Source organism: Nostoc sp. DedQUE02 (genome assembly GCF_034531035.1).
Taxonomy (GTDB): domain Bacteria; phylum Cyanobacteriota; class Cyanobacteriia; order Cyanobacteriales; family Nostocaceae; genus Nostoc.
On sequence record NZ_JAVRBY020000002.1, the window covers coordinates 1 to 26,038 of the forward strand.

General features: G+C 39.7%; 26 protein-coding genes and 1 pseudogene. 10 read left to right on the top strand and 17 right to left on the bottom strand.

Annotated elements, in window-relative coordinates:
• Nucleotides 1–659, top strand: a 659-nt coding sequence (locus tag RMX98_RS02580) for a transposase (RefSeq protein ID WP_409881017.1), incomplete at its 5' end; no start/stop codon positions are given.
• Between the two features lie 57 nt (nt 660–716).
• On the opposite strand, the pseudogene RMX98_RS02585 reads toward RMX98_RS02580, so the two are convergent.
• The 3 genes and pseudogenes from RMX98_RS02585 to RMX98_RS02595 all read right to left on the bottom strand — a co-directional run.
• Nucleotides 717–1,507, bottom strand: a pseudogene (locus RMX98_RS02585) (ISKra4 family transposase); the annotation flags it as partial.
• 735 nt (nt 1,508–2,242) lie between these two features.
• Nucleotides 2,243–2,482: a hypothetical protein gene (locus tag RMX98_RS02590; RefSeq protein ID WP_322676508.1), complete on the bottom strand. Its 240-nt coding sequence runs from the start codon at nt 2,480–2,482 to the stop codon at nt 2,243–2,245.
• A 65-nt stretch (nt 2,483–2,547) separates the two neighbouring features.
• Nucleotides 2,548–2,748, bottom strand: coding sequence for a chlorophyll a/b-binding protein (locus RMX98_RS02595; RefSeq protein ID WP_322676509.1), 201 nt, complete (start codon nt 2,746–2,748; stop codon nt 2,548–2,550).
• A 584-nt stretch (nt 2,749–3,332) separates the two neighbouring features.
• Between RMX98_RS02595 and RMX98_RS02600 the strand changes: the two genes are divergently transcribed.
• Both RMX98_RS02600 and RMX98_RS02605 read left to right on the top strand, forming a co-directional pair.
• Nucleotides 3,333–4,295, top strand: a complete 963-nt coding sequence (locus RMX98_RS02600; RefSeq protein WP_322676507.1) for an orange carotenoid protein N-terminal domain-containing protein — start codon at nt 3,333–3,335, stop codon at nt 4,293–4,295.
• A 325-nt stretch (nt 4,296–4,620) separates the two neighbouring features.
• The gene (locus RMX98_RS02605) at nt 4,621–5,313 is read left to right on the top strand and encodes a hypothetical protein (RefSeq protein ID WP_322676506.1); all 693 of its coding nucleotides are present in this window, start codon (nt 4,621–4,623) and stop codon (nt 5,311–5,313) included.
• Nucleotides 5,314–5,729: 416 nt separating this feature from the next.
• Here the strand turns inward: RMX98_RS02605 and RMX98_RS02610 are convergent, their stop codons facing one another.
• The 3 genes from RMX98_RS02610 to RMX98_RS02620 all read right to left on the bottom strand — a co-directional run bounded on the left by RMX98_RS02610 (nt 5,730) and on the right by RMX98_RS02620 (nt 9,478).
• The gene (locus RMX98_RS02610) at nt 5,730–6,185 is read right to left on the bottom strand and encodes a nuclear transport factor 2 family protein (RefSeq protein ID WP_322676505.1); all 456 of its coding nucleotides are present in this window, start codon (nt 6,183–6,185) and stop codon (nt 5,730–5,732) included.
• A gap of 267 nt (nt 6,186–6,452) precedes the next feature.
• Nucleotides 6,453–8,666, bottom strand: coding sequence for a Piwi domain-containing protein (locus tag RMX98_RS02615; RefSeq protein ID WP_322676504.1), 2,214 nt, complete (start codon nt 8,664–8,666; stop codon nt 6,453–6,455).
• Entirely contained in the window at nt 8,663–9,478 is an 816-nt protein-coding gene (locus RMX98_RS02620) for a PD-(D/E)XK nuclease family protein (protein WP_322676503.1), read from the bottom strand. Before RMX98_RS02620 ends, RMX98_RS02615 begins: the two co-directional genes overlap by 4 nt.
• A 108-nt stretch (nt 9,479–9,586) precedes the next feature.
• Here RMX98_RS02620 and RMX98_RS02625 point away from each other — a divergent pair, with 108 nt between their 5' ends.
• The 3 genes from RMX98_RS02625 to RMX98_RS02635 all read left to right on the top strand — a co-directional run bounded on the left by RMX98_RS02625 (nt 9,587) and on the right by RMX98_RS02635 (nt 11,300).
• A complete protein-coding gene (locus RMX98_RS02625; protein WP_322676502.1) occupies nt 9,587–9,943 on the top strand; it encodes a helix-turn-helix domain-containing protein in 357 nt (118 codons plus the stop codon).
• Nucleotides 9,940–10,596, top strand: a complete 657-nt coding sequence (locus RMX98_RS02630) for an ImmA/IrrE family metallo-endopeptidase (RefSeq protein WP_322676501.1) — start codon at nt 9,940–9,942, stop codon at nt 10,594–10,596. The genes RMX98_RS02625 and RMX98_RS02630 overlap by 4 nt, the downstream gene beginning before the upstream one ends.
• 116 nt (nt 10,597–10,712) lie before the next feature.
• Nucleotides 10,713–11,300 carry a Uma2 family endonuclease gene (locus RMX98_RS02635; RefSeq protein ID WP_322676500.1) on the top strand — a complete coding sequence of 196 codons (588 nt, stop codon included), beginning with the start codon at nt 10,713–10,715 and terminating at the stop codon, nt 11,298–11,300.
• A 2-nt stretch (nt 11,301–11,302) separates the two neighbouring features.
• Here the strand turns inward: RMX98_RS02635 and RMX98_RS02640 are convergent, their stop codons facing one another.
• The 3 genes from RMX98_RS02640 to RMX98_RS02650 form a co-directional block, all read right to left on the bottom strand.
• Complete coding sequence (locus RMX98_RS02640; RefSeq protein ID WP_322676499.1) at nt 11,303–13,237, bottom strand: type I restriction enzyme HsdR N-terminal domain-containing protein; 1,935 nt, start codon at nt 13,235–13,237, stop codon at nt 11,303–11,305.
• A gap of 336 nt (nt 13,238–13,573) precedes the next feature.
• A complete protein-coding gene (locus tag RMX98_RS02645; RefSeq protein ID WP_322676498.1) occupies nt 13,574–13,978 on the bottom strand; it encodes a biopolymer transporter ExbD in 405 nt (134 codons plus the stop codon).
• Entirely contained in the window at nt 13,962–14,615 is a 654-nt protein-coding gene (locus RMX98_RS02650) for a MotA/TolQ/ExbB proton channel family protein (protein WP_322676497.1), read from the bottom strand. The genes RMX98_RS02645 and RMX98_RS02650 overlap by 17 nt, the downstream gene beginning before the upstream one ends.
• A gap of 340 nt (nt 14,616–14,955) precedes the next feature.
• Here RMX98_RS02650 and RMX98_RS02655 point away from each other — a divergent pair, with 340 nt between their 5' ends.
• Nucleotides 14,956–16,452 (top strand): energy transducer TonB, encoded by a 1,497-nt coding sequence (locus RMX98_RS02655; protein ID WP_409881018.1) that lies wholly within the window; start codon nt 14,956–14,958, stop codon nt 16,450–16,452.
• A gap of 193 nt (nt 16,453–16,645) precedes the next feature.
• On the opposite strand, the gene RMX98_RS02660 is transcribed toward RMX98_RS02655, so the two are convergent.
• A complete protein-coding gene (locus RMX98_RS02660) occupies nt 16,646–16,804 on the bottom strand; it encodes a hypothetical protein (protein ID WP_322676495.1) in 159 nt (52 codons plus the stop codon).
• 245 nt (nt 16,805–17,049) lie between these two features.
• Here RMX98_RS02660 and RMX98_RS02665 point away from each other — a divergent pair, with 245 nt between their 5' ends.
• Together RMX98_RS02665 and RMX98_RS02670 are read left to right on the top strand one after the other, a co-directional pair.
• Nucleotides 17,050–17,295, top strand: a complete 246-nt coding sequence (locus RMX98_RS02665; protein ID WP_322676494.1) for a hypothetical protein — start codon at nt 17,050–17,052, stop codon at nt 17,293–17,295.
• Between the two features lie 10 nt (nt 17,296–17,305).
• A complete protein-coding gene (locus RMX98_RS02670) occupies nt 17,306–18,343 on the top strand; it encodes a hypothetical protein (protein WP_322676493.1) in 1,038 nt (345 codons plus the stop codon).
• Between the two features lie 87 nt (nt 18,344–18,430).
• Here the strand turns inward: RMX98_RS02670 and ilvA are convergent, their stop codons facing one another.
• Nucleotides 18,431–19,942 carry a threonine ammonia-lyase, biosynthetic gene (gene ilvA / locus RMX98_RS02675; protein WP_322676492.1) on the bottom strand — a complete coding sequence of 504 codons (1,512 nt, stop codon included), beginning with the start codon at nt 19,940–19,942 and terminating at the stop codon, nt 18,431–18,433.
• Nucleotides 19,943–20,455: 513 nt separating this feature from the next.
• Between ilvA and RMX98_RS02680 the strand changes: the two genes are divergently transcribed.
• Nucleotides 20,456–20,755: an RNA-binding protein gene (locus RMX98_RS02680; RefSeq protein ID WP_322676491.1), complete on the top strand. Its 300-nt coding sequence runs from the start codon at nt 20,456–20,458 to the stop codon at nt 20,753–20,755.
• A 609-nt stretch (nt 20,756–21,364) separates the two neighbouring features.
• On the opposite strand, the gene RMX98_RS02685 is transcribed toward RMX98_RS02680, so the two are convergent.
• The 6 genes from RMX98_RS02685 to RMX98_RS02710 all read right to left on the bottom strand — a co-directional run bounded on the left by RMX98_RS02685 (nt 21,365) and on the right by RMX98_RS02710 (nt 25,788).
• The gene (locus RMX98_RS02685; RefSeq protein ID WP_322676490.1) at nt 21,365–21,757 is read right to left on the bottom strand and encodes a peptidoglycan-binding domain-containing protein; all 393 of its coding nucleotides are present in this window, start codon (nt 21,755–21,757) and stop codon (nt 21,365–21,367) included.
• A gap of 694 nt (nt 21,758–22,451) precedes the next feature.
• Nucleotides 22,452–22,748, bottom strand: a complete 297-nt coding sequence (locus RMX98_RS02690) for a hypothetical protein (RefSeq protein ID WP_322676489.1) — start codon at nt 22,746–22,748, stop codon at nt 22,452–22,454.
• Nucleotides 22,745–22,993: a hypothetical protein gene (locus RMX98_RS02695; protein ID WP_322676488.1), complete on the bottom strand. Its 249-nt coding sequence runs from the start codon at nt 22,991–22,993 to the stop codon at nt 22,745–22,747. Before RMX98_RS02695 ends, RMX98_RS02690 begins: the two co-directional genes overlap by 4 nt.
• Nucleotides 22,994–23,105: 112 nt before the next feature.
• Nucleotides 23,106–24,908 (bottom strand): PRC-barrel domain-containing protein, encoded by a 1,803-nt coding sequence (locus RMX98_RS02700; RefSeq protein ID WP_322676487.1) that lies wholly within the window; start codon nt 24,906–24,908, stop codon nt 23,106–23,108.
• Nucleotides 24,909–25,040: 132 nt separating this feature from the next.
• Nucleotides 25,041–25,262 (bottom strand): hypothetical protein, encoded by a 222-nt coding sequence (locus RMX98_RS02705; protein WP_322676486.1) that lies wholly within the window; start codon nt 25,260–25,262, stop codon nt 25,041–25,043.
• A 343-nt stretch (nt 25,263–25,605) separates the two neighbouring features.
• Complete coding sequence (locus RMX98_RS02710) at nt 25,606–25,788, bottom strand: CsbD family protein (RefSeq protein ID WP_096536142.1); 183 nt, start codon at nt 25,786–25,788, stop codon at nt 25,606–25,608.
• Between the last annotated feature and the right edge of the window lie 250 nt (nt 25,789–26,038).

The following is a 26,038-nucleotide window of genomic DNA, read 5'->3' on the forward strand; positions in this document are numbered from 1 at the left end:
ATCGGATTTATGACCCGGACAGAGATGGAAAAACAAAGATAGTTCATGTGATAGAGATGCTGCAAAACCTTGTATATCATAAGGTTTTACCATTTCAAACCGTGTTGATGGACACTTGGTATGCCACAAATAAATTGATGTTTTATATTGATGGGTTAGGGAAATATTATTATTGCCCTCTGAAGCGTAATCGACTTGTTGATGATACAGACAAGCAAGAAGATTATAAAAGAATTGAATTGTTATCTTGGGATAATGAGGAGTTAAAATCAGGTAAAATAGTTAAAATAAAGAAATTTCCCGCAGCCAAAAAAGTGAAACTGTTCCGGGTAACTGTCTCCACCGACAGAACGGATTTTATCGCTACGAACGATTTATCTCAAGCTTCTACGGACGTTGTACAACAAGTGTGTAAGGTTCGATGGAAAATTGAGGAGTTTCACCGTGAATTAAAGCAATTGACTGGCATTGAATCATGTCAATGCCGTAAGGGTCGGATTCAAAGAAATCATATTGCTTGCGCTATTTTAGTCTGGCTTAGGCTCAAAGATTTAGCTTATAAAACTGGCCAAACAATTTATCAAATTAAGCATGGATTGTTATCAAATTATTTAGTTCAGCAACTAAAACGTCCGGATTTTCCCATGTTTATCGTGTAGTTGCTTGGCGCGCGGCGCGGCTACACCGCGCCATTGCTTGTGACAGTTGCGTAAGTCCTGCCATAGTAGAGCCTGTGCTTGTTTCAAGCGTTTTTGCGAACCCCCGACTTTGTGGAGGTTTTCCATCAAATGGAACCAATCGAGTACTTCTCGACGTTGTACATCAGGTGCTAGTTGGTCAATAATCTTCCAAATGCCGTCATGTCCATCACCGATACAAGTGACTGTACTAGCAAGTGGTTGCTCATTCACCCAATCAATCACAACCTGGTTATTCTGGAAAGAAGTTCCTAAAATTCCTAGATGATGTAAGCTGATCGCTTTATAGCCAAGCCACGCACATACTTCACCTGATTGAGTCCGGACGCGGATGTTCCCACCATCAACACTTAATTCTTCAACCATATCTTCTTGTGTTGGCAATTCAAAGTTTTGACGATGCACCAATCTCTGTTGACTGCTGCGGGAAATATGTATACCCGTAAAATATTCGATATCTGATGCTGCATCTTCATAGCTGACATTCGCACTCACCCGTAAGCAACAAGTTTCTAGATATGGACTTAGTTGACTACTTGGCGCGACTTCTAGCTCAATAGCTTGTTTGCTCGTTATTGCTAACTCTCCCAAGATGCTTTTGAGTCGTCGTTGGTATCCTGCGGTTGTTCCTGTAACCGTTTCGACAAAAAAACCCCTACTTCTGGCATTACATGCTTCTGCATTTGATTCCGCACTGCTTGTTCAATTCCTGCAAGGCTTGTTAGCCTTTCTGGTGACGTGTCTTCGTACAATATTTTAGCGATCGCTTTCACATGTTCTTGAAGAGCTTGCTTTTGTTCTGGAGTCATCGGTAGGTAAATACTCTCGTCTTACTTATCCTGACTGATTTTTGACTTCTTTGCAAAAAACTGGGATGCTCCCCTTGCCTCTTGCCTATTGCCTATTACCTATTACCTATTGCCTATTGCCTATTACCTATTTCCTATTGCCTATTGCCTCTTGCCTCTTGCCTATTACCTATTGCCTACCTAAGCCAAGTGATTTCAGTAATCAAACCGGATTCCTATATCTGTATAGTTACTTTCGGGTAAAATTAATTGCACACTGGTTTTTGTTGCTTAATTGTAAAACCGGGCTTGATATAAGTACAGTAACAGTTCGATTTGCTGTATGAGAATCCAGACCAGATTTTAAAAGTTGAGATATCAATATTCTTCTATTTTGAATTACGTAGGTTTTATTTTGAACTGCAAGATGTTTGGAAACAATTTGTGCTACTTCTAAGCCCACGTATCCACAATACCGTGACAAATTGGGAAGCTTTATAAATCCAATTAACATCAAACTTTTTCCAAAGCTAAATAGAGTTTTTTAGAGATATTGAAAAGTACAAAGAAGTCTTGGTTTACAAATCCAAGACCTCTGTTAAATTTAGCACACACTAGTAATCTACTAAACCAAAATTGTTAGGTGAGGGCTGGGAAAAGGGTAAAGGTTAAAGGGTAAAAAAATAACCCTTTTTCCCTTTGCCCCTTTACCCCGCCAAGTTACGAAAGCGAACTACTAGTAATCAATAAACTTGCTCATCCCAATTGGCTAAAGTAAATACCCCAAAGAATTCCAGTTACTCCGATGGCAATTAAAAGGTTAGTGAAAAATCTCCCGAACTCAATTTCTTGCCCTAGTCCTTTATCGTCTTGACCAGCAGTAAAAAACAATGACCAGGCTTGATTTGCATTGATAGTCTCAAAGTCATTGAAATCAGGTCTAAAAACAACGGGCCCAATTAAATTCTTTTTAGGATAATCAAAATCAGTTTTCATAAGTTTGCCTCTAAATGGGTTTATTCGTCAAGTGAAGAAAATTCATAAATCTAAAAGTGTCTTTTCTAAAGGCTGGTTAGCCATCCAATCAAACCGTGTCTGGTGAGAACCTCTAAAGCTATGAGTGAGACAAAACCAATCATCGCCAAACGACCATTGATTTCTTCGGCATATTTGGTGAATCCTATACGTGGGGTTTCATCAGTTTTATCAACATAAACTTTGGGTTTGATCGCAAACCTGTTAAGTTGACCGCGTTCGTGAATCGTAAAGCCTTGTCATCTTTTACTCCTTGCTTTTGTAATTCGTGAAATAATATTAATTATTGTAAATATTTTTTGCAAGTACTTGACATAACAAAAAAAGTAGTAAAAACCGTACAAAATAAGTAGGGTATTTCGGATTTGTGCTAGATGTAGCCAATGTCTACAACGGATTGCGCCTACACTCTTGGAAGTGAATATACACAAAAGCACCAATTACGTTTAATTTAACTTCAGTAAAACTTATCGTATACATAAATAAAACTTATTTATGTATAACTGAGAAGGTATTGCTTATTTGTAACGAACTTGTTATGTTTCTTTACATAAAGATACAAAAGCAACATCAATGCGTTAAACCATTGTTGATCCAGGCTTCCTAAATAACTATGCATTTGAGCCTGCAATATGCTTTGCCGAGTATCCAAACTCAAGGGCAACGGCATTGCTATGCCTTTAGTAGAGCTATTTCTACGATGGGCTATTCTGCAATGCAAAAACTGCTGAGTGCCTTTTTCTCATGCGTCTTTGCACATTTGATTTTTCACATTCGATAAAACTGTAATTTTCTTTTTGGAATTTCTGCTATGTCTTTTACCATCCAATCTGCTCAAGGTATTTTTCCCGGCACCCTGGTTGCTGACGTTGTTCCAACTGTTGTCGAATCATTCTCTAAGCTCAATGCTGAAGATCAACTAGCATTACTTTGGTTTGCCTATACCGAGATGGGTAGAAGTATTACAGTTGCTGCTCCTGGCGCAGCCAACATGATCCTCGCTCAAGGCTTGCTTGAACAAATTAAGCAGATGCCTTTTGAGGCTCAAACGCAAGTCATGTATGATTTGGCTAACCGTGCTGACACCCCCCTGTGTCGTTCCTATGCATCCTTCACCGTGAACATTAAGTTGGGTTTCTGGTATCAGTTAGGAGAATGGATGGCGCAGGGAATCGTTGCTCCCATCCCAGAAGGTTACAAACTTTCTCCGAAAGCTGCCGATGTGTTGCAAGCAATCCGAAATGCTGATTCAGGTCAACAAATCACCATCCTACGCAATACCGTAATTAGCATGGGATTTGACCCGAACGCTCCTGGTAGTTACAAAAAAGTCTCAGAACCTGTAGCTCCTCCAACTGCACCAGCGTTTCGGACTAAAGTCAGCATCGAGGGCGTTAACAATCCTACGGTGTTGGGCTATATCAACAACATGAATGCCAATGACTTTGATGCTGCGGTTTCTCTGTTTACCTCCGAAGGTGCTTTGCAACCTCCTTTTGAAAGACCGATTGTTGGTCAAGAGGCAATTCGCGCTTATATGCGTGAAGAATGCCAGGGGCTGAAGATGATCCCAGAGCGTGGTATATCTGAGCCTGTGGAAGATGGTTATACCCAAGTTAAAGTTACAGGTAAAGTCCAAACCCCTTGGTTCGGTGCCAGCGTGGGAATGAATATTGCATGGCGGTTTTTGCTAGATCCCCAAGGCAAAATCTTCTTTGTAGCGATTGACTTGCTGGCTTCACCTAAAGAACTGCTGAACCTAGTACGTAAATAGAAAACTAGATCAGTTGCTGCTTAAGCGTGGTGAAGTAGCGTAGGCGTACCTCGTCGTAGACATTGCCACGCTTAAGCAAAAGAAACTGATAGCGCTTTATTTAGTATTTTGATATTGCGATCGCTATTAAAAACAAACGATTCCATCAACGAGCTTTTAGTTTAAAAGTCACAAAATATACGAAGCTAGAATAAATAGTACTGACTTCTATAACCTTTCTCGCTCAAGAACATCTCAACTATTCTTTACTTGTTTATATTTAAATAACAATATATCTTTGGATAGAGTAATAATTTCTTCATCTACCAAGAGTAATAGATTCTCAATGACTTTTTTCAATTCCTCGGAGCCGCTCCTGCGTGAAAAACAGCAAGAGCTAGATTTTCAAGATATTCAAGGTCTAGTCTGTCTCAACTACCAAATTGGAAATTTCACCCTCTTTTCAAAGTTTTATACTCGCGTCGATCAAGCATTTATTCTCTGGGGACTAATTTCATCTGGAATTTTTATAACCGCGCAGTTTCTACCCATTAGCTGGAGTAGCCAAGCAATTTTGTGGTCAGTGCTTACCTTATTCGGTGCAGTTGGCATGATAAGTTTAACTTGGTTTTGGGCAACTGTAGAACAGCTACGCTGGGTTGTTTATAGCTGGGCGATTTTAATCTTAATGGGTTTAATCTTGACCGATCTGAGCATTTTTTTGGGATGGGGAGAGGTGTTGATCCGTTTGTGTCCACTCTGGTTAGGATTAAGTGCCATCGGCTACTTTTGCACCGGGGTAGGAATGCGTTCACGCACATTTGTTCTGATGGGATTTATTCATTTGCTGGGAATTTTAGTTTTGCCATACTGCGGTGTCATGCAGTTTCTCTCAACGGGGCTAATTATGACCGTTAGTTTACTGTTACTAGCAGAATTACAATGGGATATGCAATCTTTAAGTGATTACAGCCAATTAACACCACAACAAAAGCAGTTTAATCAAGTACAGTCTCAACGGCGTCAAATGACTAGCTAAAGTTATAAAGAATTAAAATCTTACTTTAGACAAGTTTGTATAAACAATATAGCTATATCTCTTGACTAGGTCGTGTTTATACTTGAGAGAGAGAGTTTTTCACCCAACTGTTAGCTATTCTAGTTTATGAAAACAGACAGCACTGTATGGGTGTTATGCCGCTGTGGCCCAATATCAGACATCGAAGGAGAGCGATCGCAGATGTTTGAACAGTGTAAATTAATAAAAATCCTTGACGGTGTGGAGTTTTTATCGCTTCCTCCACTTTATTATCACTTAGGGAAGGTTAAATTCTTCATCAGAGCGGTCTGAGGTGGTAGGCGTCTCGCGTTTTTTACATTACAAGTTAGTTTTGAAATTCCAATATCCTTAATTCAAAATCAGTTAAGGATATTGAAGTCTCACGACTAATGTAACTATCTGTTAGCTGGCGTTTGTGTGTCAAAATATTCACGCCAGCGACTAATTTGACTATCCTTAAAATCTACAACAATTACGTCATCAGCTTTATTACGACGACCTGTCGCCTTTTCTGTGTCTTCGTAGTACCACTCTACTGCTGCCTGATTTTCTCCAATGATAATCCGCCGGATGTCTATTTTGACATCTGAATACTGTTGTTTAAACTGGGTAAGTTCTTCTCGAATTTTTTCTTGCCCCTGCCAGCATTGACCAGGTACGATTAGTTCTCCATCAATCGTAAACAATTGTGCAAGAGCATCGACATCTTGAGCAATCCATGCATCTTTAGCTTTTTCTATTAATATCTGGATATCTTGTTGGTTCATAGACTGACTGGCAAATAAAGGTGTGCTAAAAGTTAAGCTAACAAATATAGTTCCTAACACTAGCCATTTAGTTAACCAAAGCATCTAGATTTTTCTACCCTCTAAAGTATTAAGCTTATATAGGAATCCGGTTTGATTGCTGAAATCACTTGTGTAGGTAGGCAATAGGCACTCTTGCAATAGGCAAGAGAATTTCAGAAGATTAAGGTGTACTGAATTTTTTTCAAAAATCAAATATGAGTCCTATAGAGCATTAATAAAATTTAACCAGAAGTTGTTTGCATTGCGATCGCTCTTGCGAAAAGTCAGGTTTTGATTGGATACAGAATGTCTGTAGCGTTGATGTTAATTCTACAGCCAAAACTGGCGATCGCCCTCCATCTGGCTAGGACGAATACCTTGCAAACGTAGATAAGCCATGCGATCAGATCCATATAATGGCATAGGTAAGCGAGGTTCTTTTAAAGCTCCATGATGCAATAACGTAAGTTTTAGAGTAGTTTCTAAAACACTTTCTATTGAGATTTGGTGTCCTTTCTCATGAATTGTTAAACGTATAGGACGAGCCAAACCAACTTTATCAGGAACTTTAGTTGTTACCAGAATTGCTTCACGAGATGATAAACGAAGCCCTAAGCCTTGTGAAGGTGCTATTACAGCTTTCTGCTTTAAGTTATACAGTCGGGGAATACCAGATTTTTTACATTCCACCAAAATAAATTTAGCTCCTATTACTTTAGCTCTATCTACTAAATAATCAGCTTCATTTCCAACAAAGGAACCATCACGATAAATTAAGACTGTTTTGTTTGCTAATTCAGCAGCAGGTAATAATCGCTCCAATAGTTTAGGTGGTATTTCTTCACCATCAATTAAATCATCTTCTAGTTGATAACGAACAAACTCCCCTTGTTTGCCATAGAGACGTATACTAGCACAGGCATTTCTTGTACCTGCTTGCCTTTTTTTGGAAATTCTAGAAACATCCAAGCCAATAAAATAATCAGCATCTTTTAAGTCTTCAGCTAGAACGAAAGGCAAATTGCCTAATTTTGCTAGAATTCCTGGAATTACTTGATTCAAGATATACTGGTAATTTCCAGGTTTATTCAAAGTATCTTCATAAATCATTTGACTAGCAATTTGACGACGGAGCAATAAAGAGTATATTTGATGGTAAAAACTTCCCTCATTTGTATCATCCTCATGACGATCGTTTTGAGGTAAAAAAGTTACAACAATGTCGTGTGGTATCTCAATTAATTCATTAACTTTTTTCTCAACTTCTGCTCTTGCCTCAGTCTTAGTCAGATTATTCAGTGACAAAGGTCGCTTAGTAATAACTTCACTTTTAAATCCATATAGTTCCAGACGCTGCTTAAGTAAATTCAGAAACGGATCTACTTTTAAATCACAAAGCTTTAGTGCTGCAATGTGAATCACTTTGGATTTATCTTTAAAATCAGCGTGACGGCGATAAACTCCACCTTTTATAAGACCATTTAGAACATCATTTCTTTTAGTTATAAAGTTATTACCAAAAAGTAGAGCAGTTTCCTCTATAGGAAATTCAGGTTTCCAGAATAAATTTGGATGTTGAATGCTATTGATACTACGTTCTAGTTGAATTCCATAAGTACTTAAAGCGTCTGCTGCTATTTTTTTATAAGATGTCAACAGACTTGTTCTGTCTTGATGCGAAATTTTAGTAGCCTTAAGTAGCTTTCCGTATTCAACTTCAAATTGATCGGCTGTGGCAGATGTAACACAGGGACGTAAAGCTGCCATAGCATAGTGAAACTGTTTAGTATCTTTACCGAACTGTACAGCAACAACAGGTTGATCGTCTGGGGCATCTCGTAGTGCTTGTTTACTAGTTGAACCAGTAGCTTTTGCTAAGAGTTCATCTCTATGCTCTTCGATAGTTCCAATAATACCGACAATTGTCGCGTTACTACCTCGTTCAATTTCTTGAACTTTTAAACCAATTAAAAGCTGTTCTGAGTTCTGCCGTTGAGGATGTTTTTCGTAGAAATCAGCTAAATTATCACGAAAGACAATGCTACTGCACACTGTCAAACTAAGAGCAGGCTGTAACTCACCTTGTAATTCGATCGTTTCTGACCAAAAATCTGGTTCTCTTGTGACTATAACTCCATTATCAGACAGAACAACTGGAGAATCAAATTTAGTTTTATTCAAAATCTGAATAGATAACAGAGAATGAATAAAAGGTGTGGGTTGAGGCTGGCGTACTGCTTGGAAACCGAATAAGCGTTCCTTAAAATCTTCTACTTCATTTTGAATGTTTTTTAGTGCCTCTTGTAATTCTTCTTTACTAGGTAAATCTTTATGAGATGCTGCCAAAACCCAAAAATAAGGCTTGTACCAGATGACAACAGTCTCAGGTAATTTTCGACTAAAATGATAGCTCAATCGGTTGCCATCTTTTTTATCAATTTCAGGTGTTAGCCGAAAACACATCAACTTAAGTTGTAAAGTTTTGATTGGGAAAACTTCACTAAAAGAGGTAGAAATTTGGGAAGATGCAATAGCGATAGTCATGCAGAAACCTCCAATGAATTAAATTGGCAAATCGATGTGAATTGACAATTTCGACAGGGTATTCCAGGATTAGCAGGAAATATTTCAGCAAATGCAGATGGATTTTGCTTGTAACAACGCAATTCTTTTTGATGTTCTTGTGCTATTTGAGCTAATTTAGCTTGAATTGCCTTGAGTTGACTATCTGTAGCAGTAATAGGCTCAGACCATTTGCCAGTTTCTAAGTTATAAAATGAGGCAACAGCTTTTTGTCCAGGGAACATATAAGTAGCCGCCAACAGGTAGACAAATGCTTGTCGTCTATCAAAATTAGATGTGCCTGTTTTGAAATCTAAAATGTGCAGTCTGCCGTCGGATTCAGTAAAAATGCAGTCAATAGCTACAAATAAGTTAAAAAAATAATTACCTTGCTGAATCAGAATTGGTTCTGGAATTCCCTCATCACCTCGACTAAGATTAAGGATGTTCTTTCCAGAGAGAATCGGCTCCTGATAGTAGTTTGTCAAAATTTTAATAATTCGCTGCTTAACTTCGACAGGTTCTTGGTCTAATTTAAGCTTCTCTGCTACTATCTGTACACCATTTGAATGTGTCAAAAGTTGAATATTTTGGTGAAATTCGTAAATACCTTTCTGTGCCTGCAAACCGATATGTTGAGGAATAGTGTCTTGCTCCAACAATGGTTTAACTAATAATTCTTTTTTTCGCGCTCTGGAAAAACCTCGTTTCATATCACAGTGCCAATATTCTTGTCCAACAGATGAAGCGAACTGTGACCAAATGTTAAAACTCACATAGGGTCGCCACACCATAATTTATATCCTTGTTAGCTATGTTGATTTTTTATTCAACTATAGCCTAACGTGTATTGATTTTTTAGTCAACACTCTGTTATTATGTTTAGTTAAGTAGGAAAAAAAGTGAATCAAAGTTTTGGTCAGCTTATTCGTGAAGCCCGCAAAGATAAGGGATTTAGTCAGCGTGAGCTAGCAAAACTAATAGGGCTAGATTTCACTTATCTGTCTAAATTAGAGAACGATCGTGCGGACTATCCTCCAAAAGAAGATGTCATCCGTTCTCTGGCACGGCATCTGGATTTAAATGAGGAAGAGTTAATTTTTTCGGCTGGTCGTATTCCCCAGCGTGACGAGGATTTTCTCAAGCAACATTACAAGACAATGCCTGCTTTGTTTCGTCGAATGCAGGAAAATCCTGATTTTGCTAAAAGAGTTTTTCGAGAAGCTACACAACCAGAAAATGAGGAGAAGCAAGGTTGAGTATCATTAAGCAGTATCGCTATATTCCTGATAGCGAAATTGAGGCTAGGGCTAATAATATTCTCAAGCGTATGCAGGAAACACCTAAGTATATTCCCAAGTGGCCTTTAGATGCAACTCGTGTGGCAGAGTTTTTAGGGTTGAATGTTGTTTGGGATAGGATACCGCCTGATGCTGAAGGACAAATAGCAGCAAGGATTTTGCCATTGGAGCATTTAATTGAAATCAATGAAGATATTTTGAAACTTCCCAAAGGGTTTGAAGAATCAACGCTAGCTCATGAACTGGGACACTGGGAACTACATATTGACCAAAAGACGGCTGGTCAGTTTGAAGAACTGATCAAGCAGGGTGGTAAAAGTGAAATAGATATGCAGCCTTTTTTATGCCGTGCTGTTAGTGGTCAACTGCAAAAAATGGAGTTGCAAGCTCAACGTTTTGCGAGTTATTTACTGATGCCTCATTCTATTTTAGAACAAATGGCAACAGAACGTGATTTAACAAAATGGTCTCACCTTTATGCAATGCAAAAGGATTTAGGTGTAACAATAACTAATCTTAAAGTTCGCCTAGTACGGCTAAATTGGATTATTCTTCCTCCAGGTGACAAGACAATTTATTTGGGTAAGGCTGCGCCTATTCGGAAAAAATAAAGATTGAAATAAAGTGCGATCGCCCTCCATTATCTCATCATGCGAGGTCTACGACGGGCTACGCCTACGCGCCCCACAAACTACTAAACTAGAAACTAAGATGCTCACAATAGCCTATGAACGCTACGACAACCACTTTCCCTTCTACACTCAAATTGAAAATTGACTTGACTGATGAGCAATTTTTCCAGATGTGTCAGAAAAACCGCGATTATCGATTTGAGCGCACAGCATCAGGGGAATTATTAATTATGCCACCTACAGGTAGTGAGACTGGCAACCGTAACTTTGATATGGTTGTTGAATTAGGAATCTGGAATAAACAGACTAAATTAGGCAAAGGTTTTGACTCTTCAACTGGCTTTACCCTACCCAATGGTGCAGAACGTTCTCCTGATGTTTCTTGGGTGAAAATTGAGCGTTGGAATGCTTTAACCCCAGAACAACAAGAAAAATTTGCCCCAATTTGTCCTGATTTTGTAGTAGAGTTGCGTTCTCGTACTGATTCCTTGAAAGAATTGCAAGAGAAAATGCAGGAGTATATCGAAAATGGCACTCAATTAGGCTGGTTAATTGATCGGAAAAACAAGCGAGTCGAAATCTATCGTCCAGGTAAAGATGTAGAGATATTAGACAATCCTGCTAGTTTATCAGGAGAAAATGTACTACCTGGATTTGTATTATATTTACAGCAGATTATGTAGTTTTATCGATTAGGATAAATATAGCGCATTTCAAAGCGACTCTGTTCCCAAAGTGGTAGCAAAGCCTGTTTAGCAGCATTTAACTGAGCTTGAGAGAAAGAGATTTTGCCATTTTCTATAATCCAAATAAATATCCGAGTTATTAAATCTGCATTTAAACTCTTCTCGTATTCACAATTATTTATTCTTGCAACTTGCTCATCTAAGCAATCTATTGCATATTTAAAAGTCAAGTTTTTCCAGTCTGTGGAATTGCTATAATTTTCTTCTGGCGTATTTTTCCACTCAACTTTCCGCAAATTTCCGAAAATATAGTCTATGCCTGTTATAGAAGAATCTGTATTACGCACCAAATTTGTATAGGCTTGGTAATATGCTTTTAAGAGGGAAGCAGCAATATTTTCTACATATAGATGTAACCAAGATTGTATGCCACGAAGATAAGGTACTAAATCTCTAATATTATCAATTTCTTTAATCACCGCACCTTCACTTGTGTAATTTATTATTCTGGCTAACAATTCATCTTCAGATAGTTGAGACTTTCCTGAGTAATAACTAATAACTTTGGGAATATATTTCTCTAATAACCACTGTTTGGTATATCTAGCTGTCCAGGTTCCTCGTATTCCTATATCTTGCTGCCATGAGCTATGTTTACCTGTCTGAAAAGATTGTAAATTTACCTTGTTTAACTCATAAATTATGTGAATTTGATTATTCCGTAATAAAGATAAGTTACTATCTAGTCTAGGGACAATAAATGTATGATCACGAATTCCTCGACTGACTCGAATTGATATATCTTCTCTATGGAAGAGATGCCATTCTGACTTGCCTTTAGTATAATCAAATTCCTTAACAAACTGCTGCATTAACTCCCATAACTCTTGTTTTACAGAAAAAAGGATAAAACCGCGAATTCCTGAAAATTTTACGAGTTCAAAATCCCATGTTTCTAAAGCATTCTCACATTCAATTATTAAATTTTGATATTCTTGACAAACTTCATCAACACACAAACACAAGTCTATTACTTCTAAATTAGATAAAATAACTGTTGTTTGACTTAAATTTACTTTAAAAGTATTTTTATCTAACTGTTTTAAAAAACGACGACATCCCCAATCTGGCTGGGTGTGCAATCCAGTCATTAATTGACCTAAAATATCTTGATGATTTAAGTGAATTTTTAAACCTCGGAAAAGAATACTACTGAATTCTATTTGACAATTACCTTCTCCAAAAGCCTTGGGTAAATTACAGGCGATCGCTACTTTTGGTTTTGCAACAACTAAGCGGTAGCCTTCTCGCGTTATAGAAGGCTCAAAATCACATTTTTCTAAAATATCCTGTAAATCTGGATTGCGTATGATTAATTTTTCTATTAAGTTATATTTAGTATATGTCAAAATACTGGCTAGATTTTTATCGATATTCTTTACAAAATTAAAATTTAGTTGATTATAAAACTTTGAGGCGATATCATTATTTCTCAGGGCATCTATATTTATATCAAATACCGATTCTTCTCTCTGGTAATCTAGACGCTTAGAAACCTTGATTTCATATCCGTTAGTGACAATAAAGAATAATGTCTTAAAATGATTACTATAAAATTTAGCTTGTTCAATAGCATCATTTAACTTAGTTTTCCGTGGTTCTATTGTTTCCACAAAAATCAATGATGTATCTGTATTTTGTTGTCCAACATCATCTGTTGCAAAATAAATCTGAGCAACTTCTGGATTTTTGGTGTGGGTTTTTGATTGATATGTTTTCAAAGGATATTCACGATGACATTTCTCTGGATAGCAGAGATAGTGAAACATTGGCAAAATAAACTTTTCTTTTACATCATCTTCATTTTGTAAAATCCGATGGTCAAAACCTTGTATCCATGTAATGAATTTTTTAATTGACTCTGGAATAGTCATCAGATAGTCTACCTGCTTGTATAAATTTGCTAAACCTTATTTGGTTCGTGTAATTAGCAATTTATCAAGTCAGTTTGAATTATGTCGTGATTGTAGATACTAGAATAAAAGCATTCGTCTTAAACTTGACCTTGGCAAAACCTACACCAAGAAAAGTTACTTCCGTTAGAATCAAATATTTAGTGAAAATCAGGTATGCAAAATTAATGAATTGTGTATAACAAGGATTTTGGACAACGCATAATTGCTGGAGATGTCTATTAGACAAGAAGGAGTTAGGAGTCAGAATATAGAATTTTCCTGACTCTCTGAACTTCAGATGCCCAATATATCTATTTATTTTCTTTGGGTAGCGATCGCTAATTTAGCCCCCGGAACCTGACGTACCCGATCCATCACAGCCACTACCCGACCATAATCAACTTTTTCATCAGCATTAATAATCACTAATACTTCTGGGTTAGAACCAACTAAAGTCCGCACCTGCGCTGTCAAATCATCAACTGCAATTGGTTTACGGTTCAGGCTGATCTGTTCTTTTTCATCTACCGTAATCGTAATTTTAGTGGGAACTTGCTGTTGTTTAGCTGTGGTAGCCTTCGGTAAATTTACTGGTAAACCTTCTGAACGTGTTAAAAACAGAGTTGACATGATGAAAAATGTCAAAATTGCAAAAATCACGTCAATCATCGGCACGATGTTGATCTGTAGGGGAAGTTCTGGTTCATCTGGTAGACGCATAAGTTTTTTCTCCTCGTTCATAACGACGACGGTAAAGTAATTCTAGCTGTCCCCCATACTCCTGAATTAGTGCAATTTGCCGTTGGTACAATCCCCGGAAGGTATTGGCAAACATGAGTATGAATATAGCAACAATCAATCCTGATGCAGTTGATACCAAAGCTTCACTAATCCCAGATGTAACACCAGTTGTTTTACTACCTCCCACATCACCAAGGTTTAGGGAGGCAAAGGAAGCTATCAATCCTAATACTGTACCAAGAAGACCTAACAGTGGTGCCAGACTAATAATTGTCTCGAAAATGTTTTGGAAACGTTTGAGTACAGGTATCTCAGCTTGCGATTCGCTTTCTAACGCCAAACGAAATTCCTCTGGATTTGGTTCTTCTAATTCTAAAGCCGCCAGAAAAATCCGAGCCAGTGGCAAATCTGCGTTTTTCTGAAGTTTATCCATTGCACCGACAATATTATCGAGACGGTAGAGATTCAAAACATCTCGCACTACCCGGTTTTGACGCTGATTGATTCTTACCCAAAACCTGATCCGCTCAATGATCAGTGCCACACCTAATACTGAAAACGCCAACAGGGGCCACATGACGATACCGCCTGCTGCAAACAAATTTTGAATTCCCATGTAGTGCCTCTATAACGTCATCCACAATACAAAATCAGACTACCAGAATCTAGAGAAAACTGAAACTTATTCTCAATAAAATATAAAATATAATGATAATTTTTTCAAATGTAACGTTCATGATTTTTATTTACTCATTCGTTTGTTTTACATAAATTAATTTAATTTAATTGCAACAAAAGTTAATTTTGTCCAAAAAGCATGATATTGGTGGTTTAAAAAGATGTTTTTGCTAGTGCCGGGTTCTGTAGGCGATCGCAAATAATTTTAATTGTTTACTTGATATTTGTAACCTTGCATTCTAAGATAGCTAGATTAGTGAGAATAGGTAGCAATAGCTATGAGCTTTTCCGGCACTACTGTCGAGCAACGTTCCAAAGAAGTTGAGGCTCTCAAGTCTTTTCTGACTTACAGTCTAATAGGTTCACTGGCGCTGCATATCGGCGTACTGTCCTCAGGCATAAGTAATTATTTGACGAGAGTACCCACAGGAGAAGAACCTATAGATGTGGCGATCGTGGATTCTCCGACTGCCGAACCAGAAAAACCACTTGAAAAAATTCCAGAAGAACCGAAAAAATCACCAGAAGTTGTTCAAAAACAGTCTATAGAAACTTTACCAGTACAAAAACCAGTACAAGAATTTATTGAAAGACCAAAAATTGAGCCAGTTCAACAACCAAAACAAACTACTCAAACTCAGCCAGTTCAACAACCAAAACAAATTACTCAAAACCCACAACCAACAAATACAGAAATTGCTCCCAAACCATTCGTCCCTGTGACAACTGTTGCTCCTCATGGTGGTGGCGGTGGTGGCGGTGGTGGCTCTGGGGTTGGTTTAGGCTCAGGTAGTGGTATTGCTGTAGGTACAAGCAGTGGTACTGGCACTGGTGGAGGAACTGGGACTGGCAGTGGCGGTGGCGTTGGCAGTGGGACTGGGACTGGCAGTGGTAGTGGCGTTGGCAGTGGTACTGGGGCTGGCACTGGTAGTGGCGTTGGCAGTGGTACTGGGGCTGGCACTGGTAGTGGCATCGGTAGTGGTACTGGGACTGGCACTGGCAATGGAGTAGGAAACCGTCCGACAGTCGCAACAGCACCAATAGCGCCAACACCGCCGAAAATTAACAGTTCAGGTAATGGTAATGGTCGTGCAGCTTGCCGTGAATGTAATGCCAAGTATCCAGAAGCAGCAAGACGGCGAGGAGTGGAAGGCAGAGTAGAAGTAGCTGTAGACACTGATGCACAAGGCAATGTTACCAATGTGCGGATTGCTCGCTCCAGTGGAAACCGCGACTTGGATGAAGAAACCGCAAGACAAGCGCGTGAGTGGAAATTAAAACCCGCAGAAGGTGGTAGACAAGGGGTATCGATAGCCACTGAATATGCTATCAAAGGTTCACGGCGATCGCGCCAGGTTCAAGAACGGCAAGCACGAAGAGAAGCAGAAGAGAGAACTCGGCAGACAGCTACTGCCAACTCCACACAGGAAACTCCAAAACGCAGGCGCAGAGAGTTGACACCTTCATCTAATAATCAAGCTAGAGCTACAAGACCAGCAATATCTGGATTTAGTCGGCGACTGGAACCTCAAAGAGCAGAAAGTCCTGCTAGCTCATCATCTCAAGTTCGCACAACTCGCACTCAAGGAACAGCAAGAGAGTCCTTACGCCGCATCCGACCAGAGCAAACGACTACCGATTCATCACAAAAGCCACAAGCAATCACAAATCGGCGGCGGCGAAGAGATAACAATGGCCAGAATAAATTGCGGGACTCTTTGCGCCGTTTACGCCAACAACCTCAATCACAACCTGCGGCTCCCAGTCAGCAGTAGTCTGTCAAGTTGAAATTGATGCTTTCGTAGTAGGTGCTTGAGTGCTTAACACAAAGACTAATGTTCTGACTACGAACTTATTGACCCACTAAAGTTAACTTGACATACTATTAATAGAGGGATCAAACTTATTGGAATCATACTTTGATTAATGATGATCGCCGCCTCCTTGTTTTTAGGAGGCGGTTGTTCTTTAGACAGGAATGGCTTCATCAAGCATTACCCCTCTAGCATGAGGAAGAGGCGTTAGGAGTGCGGTAATTTGATGATGGGGAATTAGATACAGTGGCGATCGCGCCCTTTGCCAATCAATAGAAGTGGAAGTAAATAATCTTGCACTTTCCCTACCCATTTCTTTGATAAGGGCAATGTAAATCGCCTGCGCCTAAAGAATGGTTGTAGTGTTTGCTCATCAACTATATGCTGAGAAAATAGTCAATAGCTCATTTTCAAGTTGCTCATCTGCACTTTATGTTAGGCGTCAAATTCACTGATTTGAATAAAACTTCTACATAAACACACACTGATGCCGTTTGATTTGCTTGAATAGCTATATTGATAGGACATTGATACGACGGCAATTCACAATTCCTGATTATGGCAAGTAAATTCATTGATGTTAGGGAATATACTGTTAGGGCGCACAAAAGACAGATTCATACTCGTGTTTTCCAGTTTGTCTGTAAAGAGTGTAACGATCTGACAAAGCGCGAGACTTTTGGCCCTCGACCTTTATATTGTGAAAGATGTCGCCCTCCCCAACCGCCGAAGAAATCCCAGCCAGCATCTCACAAAGCAAAACCTAGAGCAATGTCTTATAAAAGTGACATCAATTTAAATTGATTAAAGCCTTATGACTCAAAATGGACAATTAGAACCACCTCCGGGCACTTTTCTCTCACCACTGTTGGAATTACGAGACTATTATGCTCGCCTCACAGAAGAGTATGAACGTCTTTTTGTACAGGCGCGATCGCAGCTTGACCATGTAGAAGCATTGTTGTCTAACTGGTCTTTTTCTGATGCCAACAAGCAAATATCAAGATTAACTGCGGCTGATGAAACCTCAAATCTTTCCCCAGAAGCTTCTCTGCGGTTTTTATCACCCCTTGATGACATCAACGAAATCAACTTAGTGGAGTCTGTACAGTCACAACGAAAAGACTCAGATCAGATTGAGATTAATAATTCTTTTTCTGCTGTTGATACAAAAGAGAATCAATCTCCAACTACATCAACAGATTCAAAAATCGCCCTAGAGAACAACGATAGTTCAACAAAGGTGGGAGAAATCCCCTTGCTACCTCAATATCAGCACGCTATCTCGCGAATGGAAGCCATAAAACAGCTATTGCAAGAGCAGATAGGCACTGTTTGTCATATAGATTTTATCGTGCGATCGCTTTATGGAGAGTTAGATTCCAATCTATTCAAAGTAGTTAAAGGTAGAGTGCAATCTTCCCTCACCCAAGGCAGAGAAAGAAATTACTGGGTAACTATTCCCGATGAGCCAGGTTGTTATACCCTGGATTTAAGTTTGGTAGCCCCAAGTAATCGCAATGGTGCTTCTAGGAGTATCAAAAACAAAAATAAGAAGCCTTTCGTACCCCCGACAAAAACAGTACCAATGCTCAAAGCCTTTGAGGGTCAATTCTTAATTGATGCCCTCACCTCTCTGTTGGAAGAAAATCCAGGTAAAGTTTTCAGTGTTGCTGAAGTCATTGCCGGAATTTATGGAGAACTAGATTCTCAGCAACTTAGAGAAATCAAAAATAAGGTGCTGAATGAACTATCTAGAGGCTATCGGACAGGCAGATTTTCTAGGGTTCCTAATCAAATCGGCTTCTATACTTGGGACTCCAATCTGATATTGAAGGGGAATTCTCGTTAAATTGGGCATTGGGTATGGGGTATTGGGCATTGTTATACTGCTCCTCTGCTCCCCTGCCCCTCTGCCCCTCTGCTTCTTCCCTACTCCCTATCCCAAAAACAGCTTGTATGCGGGATTCTTGTTTTCATCCCAATAGCGATAGCCCAAGTTATTGACAAAAGCTTGCCACTCTTCCATCTCGTGGGGAGGAACCTGGATACCAACAACGATCCGTCCGTAGTCTGAGCCGTTGTTGCGGTAGTGAAAAAGACTAATATTCCAGTTGGGACTCATGGAAGTCACAAACTTCATCAATGCACCGGGACGTTCGGGAAACTCAAAACGGTAGAGCAATTCATTGTGAGCCAGAGGAGAGTGTCCACCCACCATGTGCCGCAGATGTAGTTTAGTTAGTTCGTCGTCCGTTAAATCAAGGGTTTCAAATCCATGAGCTTCAAAGGTTTCTACCATCTTGACAGCATCGGCACGATTTTGAATTTGCACTCCTACAAAAATATGGGCTGTTTTTTCATCGGCAATGCGATAATTAAATTCAGTAAGATTACGGTTGCCAATACATTCACAAAACTGGCGAATACTTCCCCGTTCCTCAGGAATTGTGACTGCAAAGATCGCTTCGCGGCGTTCGCCCAACTCTGCACGTTCTGCTACAAAGCGGAGGCGATCAAAATTCATGTTTGCACCGCAGGCGACAGCAATTAAGGTTTGTCCCTCGATTTGTTCTCGCTCTGCGTAAGCTTTGGCAGCTGCGATCGCCAACGCACCGGCTGGTTCTAAAATAGATCGCGTATCCTCAAACACGTCTTTAATCGCAGCGCAAGTATCATCTGTATCCACCAAAATAATTTCATCTACATACTGCTGACATAAACGGAAGGTTTCTTCACCTACTTCCCGCACCGCCACACCATCAGCAAATAACCCCACTTGGGACAAGCGCACCCGATGTCCAGCTTTGAGCGATTGAGACATTGCATCAGCATCTACTGGTTCAACGCCAATAATCTTGATTTCGGGACGCAACCGCTTTACATAAGCCCCAATCCCAGAAATTAATCCGCCTCCTCCAATTGCCACAAAAATCGCATGGATGGGTTGCTGATATTGCCGTAAAATTTCCATCCCGATTGTTCCTTGTCCAGCAATGACATGAGGATCATCAAAAGGATGAATAAAGGTCAATCCTTTTTCTACTTCTAATTCACGCGCATAGCTATAAGCATCATCATAAGTGTTTCCATGTAACACCACTGCTCCGCCCCTCATTCTCACCGCATCCACCTTAACTTGGGGTGTAGTTACTGGCATGACGATAATCGCTTTGGTTCCCAAACGATTTGCTGCAAGGGCCACACCTTGAGCATGGTTCCCCGCAGACGCTGCAATTACACCCTGTGCCAATATATCTGGTGGTAGTTGCACCATTTTGTTATAAGCACCTCGTAGTTTAAAGGAAAATACTGACTGCATATCCTCACGTTTCAGCAGGAGTTGATTATTCAGCCGTGCAGACAAATTTGGAGCATACTCAAGTGGTGTTTCTTGGGCAACATCGTAGACACGGGCAGTCAGAATTTGGATGAGGTAGTCGCAAAACATGGGCGTCAAGGTGTTAGCAAATGCTGGATGGAGATTAATTTTACGTTACAAGCGATCGCACTGATTTTATTTAATTGCACTCTCTGGAAATTTTGAGTGAATAAAATTTCAAAATTATTAATACTGTTTGAAGAGAAATAAGTTCAGTGATGGAAATTTGGTGACTTTAAAATTTTATGCGATCGCGCCTACAGCAGATTTCAAGGAAAGTAAGGTACACAAGCTTACGTCTGTTACCCAGGTAGAAAGCGTCTTTTACTCCTGTTAGCGCAACCCATTCTGAATTCTGAATTCTGAATTCTGCTGTAGGTTGATTTTAAACCAGTTTCTCCAACTGTCCGAGTATTTAAATCAACACAGAAGTATAGTGTTGCTTATGAACATAACTTTTCAATTTATGTTAAAGTGTGCTTGGAAGATTAAATTCGGCTGTGTAGTTTGTTCTTATATATACTTGTACTACAGACATCTCCGGATCTAAATCTCTACAGCCCCTGATTCTGGAGACATTCTATGTCAATTTACGTCGGTAATCTATCTTACGAGGTTAAAGAAGATGACCTCCGGCAAGTCTTTGCAGAATACGGAACTGTAAAAAATGTTCAATTGCCTATCGACCGAGAAACAGGACGGATGAGAGGTTTTGGCTTTGTAGAATTGGAATCAGACGCACAAGAACAAGCGGCAATTGATGCCCTTGATAATGCTGAATGGATGGGTCGAAGCTTAAAAGTTAATAAAGCCAAGCCCAAGACAAATGGAGGTTCCTCTGGTGGTAGACGAGGAAATTATGGTGGTGGTGGCCGCTATTAAGGTCTAAAACAAATAATTTAACTTAACTCTAAGGTCTTGAGGGCAGACAAGGTGTCTGCCTTTTTTGTGTTTCGGTTGACCGAAAAAAGGCAGAGTAGAGGAAGTTTTAGCAAATAATTCTTATGAAGCCATGCTAACGCATAGCTTATCGCAGGTATCGTTTTTGTAATCCGGTGTAGCAACCATGAACCCAGAAGCTAAACATATTGTTAACGAACTAAGGCATAATATCATGTCCGCTTGATTGCTTATTAAACCCGAAAAACCCCACTCCGCCAAAGCTGTGCTTTGTCTCCCCTCCCCGCAAGCGGGGTTGGGTTTTTTTCTGGCGTTGCTGAATTGAAGTATGAATCTAGATGTAGAGACGTAGCAGTGCTACTTCTCTACAAGGATTTTGGTATTATGCAAAATCGTTTTCATACATGGAATCAGCAACGCCTTTTTTCTTATGGTTAATTTGGCGGACATGATATCAGAAGTAAAATAGGCTTTGAGATTTATAGCGATTTTCGGCCCTTGTGGGCTACAAGAACCCCACTTCAAACCCCTCCCCGCAAGCGAGGAGAGGATTATGATTTACCCTATATAATTAGGAAACTAACTATAAGCTTATTTAAGAGCTGCTAAAGTTCGGTGTCCAATTATTCCATCTGCTCTTAATCCTTTAGACTTCTGAAATTTGATCACTGCTGCACGAGTTTTGTTATCAAAGACACCATTCACACTTGCTGTATAGAATCCTTGCTGTTTTAAAGAATTCTGAACAGTTTTCACTGTCTCTCCCCTGCTACCTACTGTAAGTACATTACCGGTACTACGCTTTGCTACATTATTGGACTTGCGTTTGGCATTAAGCTTTGGTACAGCATTAGTTTTTTTAGTACTTTGTGCGACGTAGGTAGTAGTAGCCGTATTTTGGCTTTTATTATTAGTTAAAGAGTAAGCAGGCACAGCAGTAGCTAGAGTCAAAGCAGGGAGCAAAGCAAGTACTTTCCAATTCATCTTCTTGTTCCTTTCAAATATATGAAATTTTGCAATTTTGATTTGAAGAGTCATCTCCATAAGCGCTTGTGCCTTAAGTGATTCTCTTCGTTAGACTCTGGTGTGTAGGTTTAGTATGAGACTATTTCCCAAGTCATAGCTATAGCATCACACATCGTATTGACAAAGCTATTGCAAAAATATGACAAAAGCATGACTAAATTTATTCAAATTGATATCGCACGAGGTCGCAGTCCAACCATCTCTGCGTTTGTAACTTTTGTAACCTATACCAATTCTGGCTTAGATACAATTCGCAGTAGCTAACCACTCATTGAGGAATCTACCAACTACTAACAGACCCTTGAGCAACTATCTATGTGGCTTAGAGTGTAAACATGCAGATAGAAGCGCAAACCAACCGCGTTCCATGCCAACGATAAAGCGCGATCGCAGAGCCTGCTCCTTCCAGATAAACATAGATAGAGGTTTGATAATTAGTTTGCAAATCTCTAATTCTGGGATATCTGCACGAAGCCATTCAGTATCGAACTTACGCTTTCTTGGCTCACAGTCTTTAACATTCCTAGCATGAAACGTTGCTTTTTGAAATTAATTGGTTTCATGAATGATTTTCGTGCTTCTCCAATCAATTTCCCCATCGCCAGTTGAATTTCTGACTATTTTTTCTTTCCCCGTAGTAACAAAAGAGGGATCAATGTAAAATCGCCCTTCTGTAATCAGCAGATCGGTGATTTGCGATCCAGACTGATTGGAAGTAGCTGAATTGCGTAGGCTTTGCCCGCCGTAGGCATCGCTTGCCGGCAAATAAATTTCCGTTATGATTGGCGATCGCTCGAATTTCGCGCGTTGCCGCATCCCAACGAGCAGGCAAAGCAGCCACCAACTGTTCTAAACTGCGAGCGCGATCGCGCCGATGTAGGGCATCTAAATCAACGGCGATTATCCCCTCCACGCCTTGTGGGGTGGCGATCGCTTCCGCAGCAGTCACAGCTTGTCCGAACTGTCGCTTTTCAAAGACTTGGTGACAGAGGTAATACCGAGTGGTCGCGTTTTTAGCAGACTCAGGCGATCGGCTCCCAGGAGTCCGGCTAGCCCGATGCCACTGCGATAGGTGGCTGTGACAATCGTGCCAATGCTAGCGATCGCACTCGGATGGCGAGGCGGTGGTTCTAAGGTTTGTGGCTGCCAAAAAATCAGCCTATAGCCGTTTGCCGAATTTGCTTCAACCGGCATTGGTGATTGCGGTATGAATTAACTAAACACAGGGATAGAACGATACTTCAAGTCGAAAGGGGAAAATGTTGTGATCGCTCCACCACTCCCTACAAAGGCATCTGAAGCAGAATTAACTCGATGACACTGTTAGTCGCTCTTTGATTTTAGTTTTTGGTGATGGATTTAATAGAGCGATCGCAGGTTGTTCTTCTTTTTTGTACACCGAGCTTAATAGGATATCTAGCACATCAGCTTTCCGGGCAAGTTCGATGGCACGATGGGTAATGATATCGCCTGGAATTAAAATTACGCTATCATCCTTGTTTAAAATGATTCGATTCACGGTACGTCCTAAAGCATCTTTGATGCGGTGTTCTTCTAATGTTTGAATTGCTTGCTGGCGTACCTGTTCAAATCTTTTTTGGAGGATTGCCACGAAGCTAGTTACATTCTCTTGTACGCGAACAACGCTATCAAACACCAATTCGCTTGTATCCGCAAGTGTGCGATTGGCACTAGAACCAACTGCGTCAATGAACGTCAAGCCAACGGCATTGAGTAGCGCCCGTTCTTGCTTGTAACTGCGGCTGCGCTCAATTACTTGTTGGGTAACAATTTGTCCTGGTGCAGCTACAACCAATCCGTCATTAGTGCGAACTAACTGATGCACTCGTCGTCCCAAAGCTTGTTCTACTAAATAACTAGCAACAATATTGCTGGTTGAGTTACTCAATTCGGCTGTTAAGCTGCCTTTTGTTGCTTGGAACAGTTGGTTAAGTATTCCCTGATGCTCGGCTCGTTCGGCAATCTCCAATGTAATTAGCTCTCCTTGAGCAATTAGCAATGTTCCATTCGGGGAAATTACGTCGTAATCAACCACTCTATCAATTACCAATGCCTTTTGTTCTTCTGGATTGATAATTGCATTCATTAATTTGGTGGCAGTGTTACGAGTTGTCAATCGCAACTTTTCATCAGCGATCGCAGTTGTTTGTTTTACAGTTTCCTGGAATTGATTGCTAGTTGTGTCTACAGTTTGCTGAATTTTGCGATTTAACTCGGCTGCAACATCACCTCCAGTTGCTTGATAAAGTCGATCGAGTACACCCAGACGTTCGGCCTCATCTGCAATCGATCTGGTAACTGTTTGTCCCCGCATCGCCAACATGCTGCCATCTGGAGCAAATACATCTCTATCTGCAATTTGACCAACCACAAAAGCTTTTTGCGCTGTTGAATCAATAATCGCGTTTGTCATTGATGTTGTTGCTGCTTGATTGACTTCTTGCAATTGTCTGCTAACAGCTTCAGTTGTTTCTTGCAACTTTTCTGTAGCAATCTCGCCTACTTTCTGAAGTTTTTGATTAGCTGCTGCTGTGGTGTCTTGTATTGTATTGCTAGCTGTTTGAATGGCTCCTTTGAAACCACCCACTTGTTCTTGCATGAGTTCAGCAGTTTCAACGGGTACAAATGCAAAATTCTCTCCGATTTTGAGCGTGTTAGTAGCAGGAACAAAGCATCGTCCAGAATAAGCATCAGCAAACAAACCGCCAGATACTTCGTATCCTTCAACGACTCCTGTCTGTTCGTCAAAATAAAGGTCAATCATTGTTCCCAAATCCCGTCCGTTTACAGTCAAGATTCGGGTTCCTTTGAGCACATTGTTGCGTTTTACAACAGCTCTAATTTCTGGCGCTTTCTTAATTTTGACAACTGCTGCTTTTGAAGGTACAATTACAGCGTTTAAACCGATGGCTTGCACTTGAGCAAATGGAATCACGCGGGCACTACGAAACAAGCCGCCATCATCCACAAGCAGTCCCAGAAGTCGATCGCTCTGTTGGTCAAAAATCAAGTCTTGAATCCGCTCAATTCGCTCTCCGGTATCGTAAGCAACAACAATTTTTCCGATTAAATCAGTTCCTCGACGCATATCTTTGATTCCTTTGGTAGTGCTGAGTTCCTAAAATTTGTTCGCAGGTAAATCACGCCACTTGCTTTGAAACAGGGAACCCGTCCTACGCAATGGCTTTTCCTCACAGTTTTTCGATGATTGAAAAATCAATTATGAATACTTATTACTCAGCACTATTTTAGATAAGCGAGTTGTTGGATAATTAGAAGATAAACTGCTTGTGTTCAGCTTTATTTTTACTTGTTGAACCAGATTCTCTAAATTGAAGACACCTTGATATTCAAGTACTCCAGCTGCGGCGATCGCAACAACAATCGCAGAAAGCATATACAAACCAGCAGGCGATCGTCGCTGTCCTATCAATCTTGGCATTATTTTGTTCCTTATTATCTTATCGATTAAAAACAGAGTAACTATGACTAATTCATAGCTCTATCGAAGCTAGAAAATACTTTTCTTTTCAAAATTAAATTTGAATTAGTTAAGACCACAGAATAAAAAAGCAATCCTCTAGATATTGTATTTATTTATGAGGATTGCTATTTGAATCAAATTCATCGTCAAAATTAGTAAACAAATTAGTACGCTTGCGATTGCACTAACAGTCTACAAGTTAGCCACAAATCCTGCGGTACAGTTTGAAAAACGATGAAAAGTCTGAATTTATTACTAATTCTGAATTCTGAATTTTGGATTTTTGAGACAGCAAGCTTGATTAGTCAATGAGTTTTTTCACTTCATCTTTGGTGTTTTCAACTGACTGGCTAACATTAGCCTCAGCTTGTTTTAGCTTGCCTTCGGCTTCTAGCTCTGGATTGTCAGTTACTTGACCTGTAATTTCTTTAGCTTTACCTTCAATGTTTTTGGCAGTTGCTTTGATTTTATCTTCTAAGCTCATGAAATTCTCCTTCGATAATCAGGTTCAAAAGTTTGTAAAAAATCAAGACTTTGGATTCTTACTACTCTTTCTTACGAAAGATATAAGTATGATTCGTAAGAATTATTGACATGCAAACATATCAATTTTATAGCTTGATTGTGCTTTTTTTAGAAAGCTTGTAGCTTTCATTATTTAGTATACATAAAAATTTAAGAATTTACATACAGCTACTAAAAATGCACGAGTCTATTAGTTTATCTGTATTGTA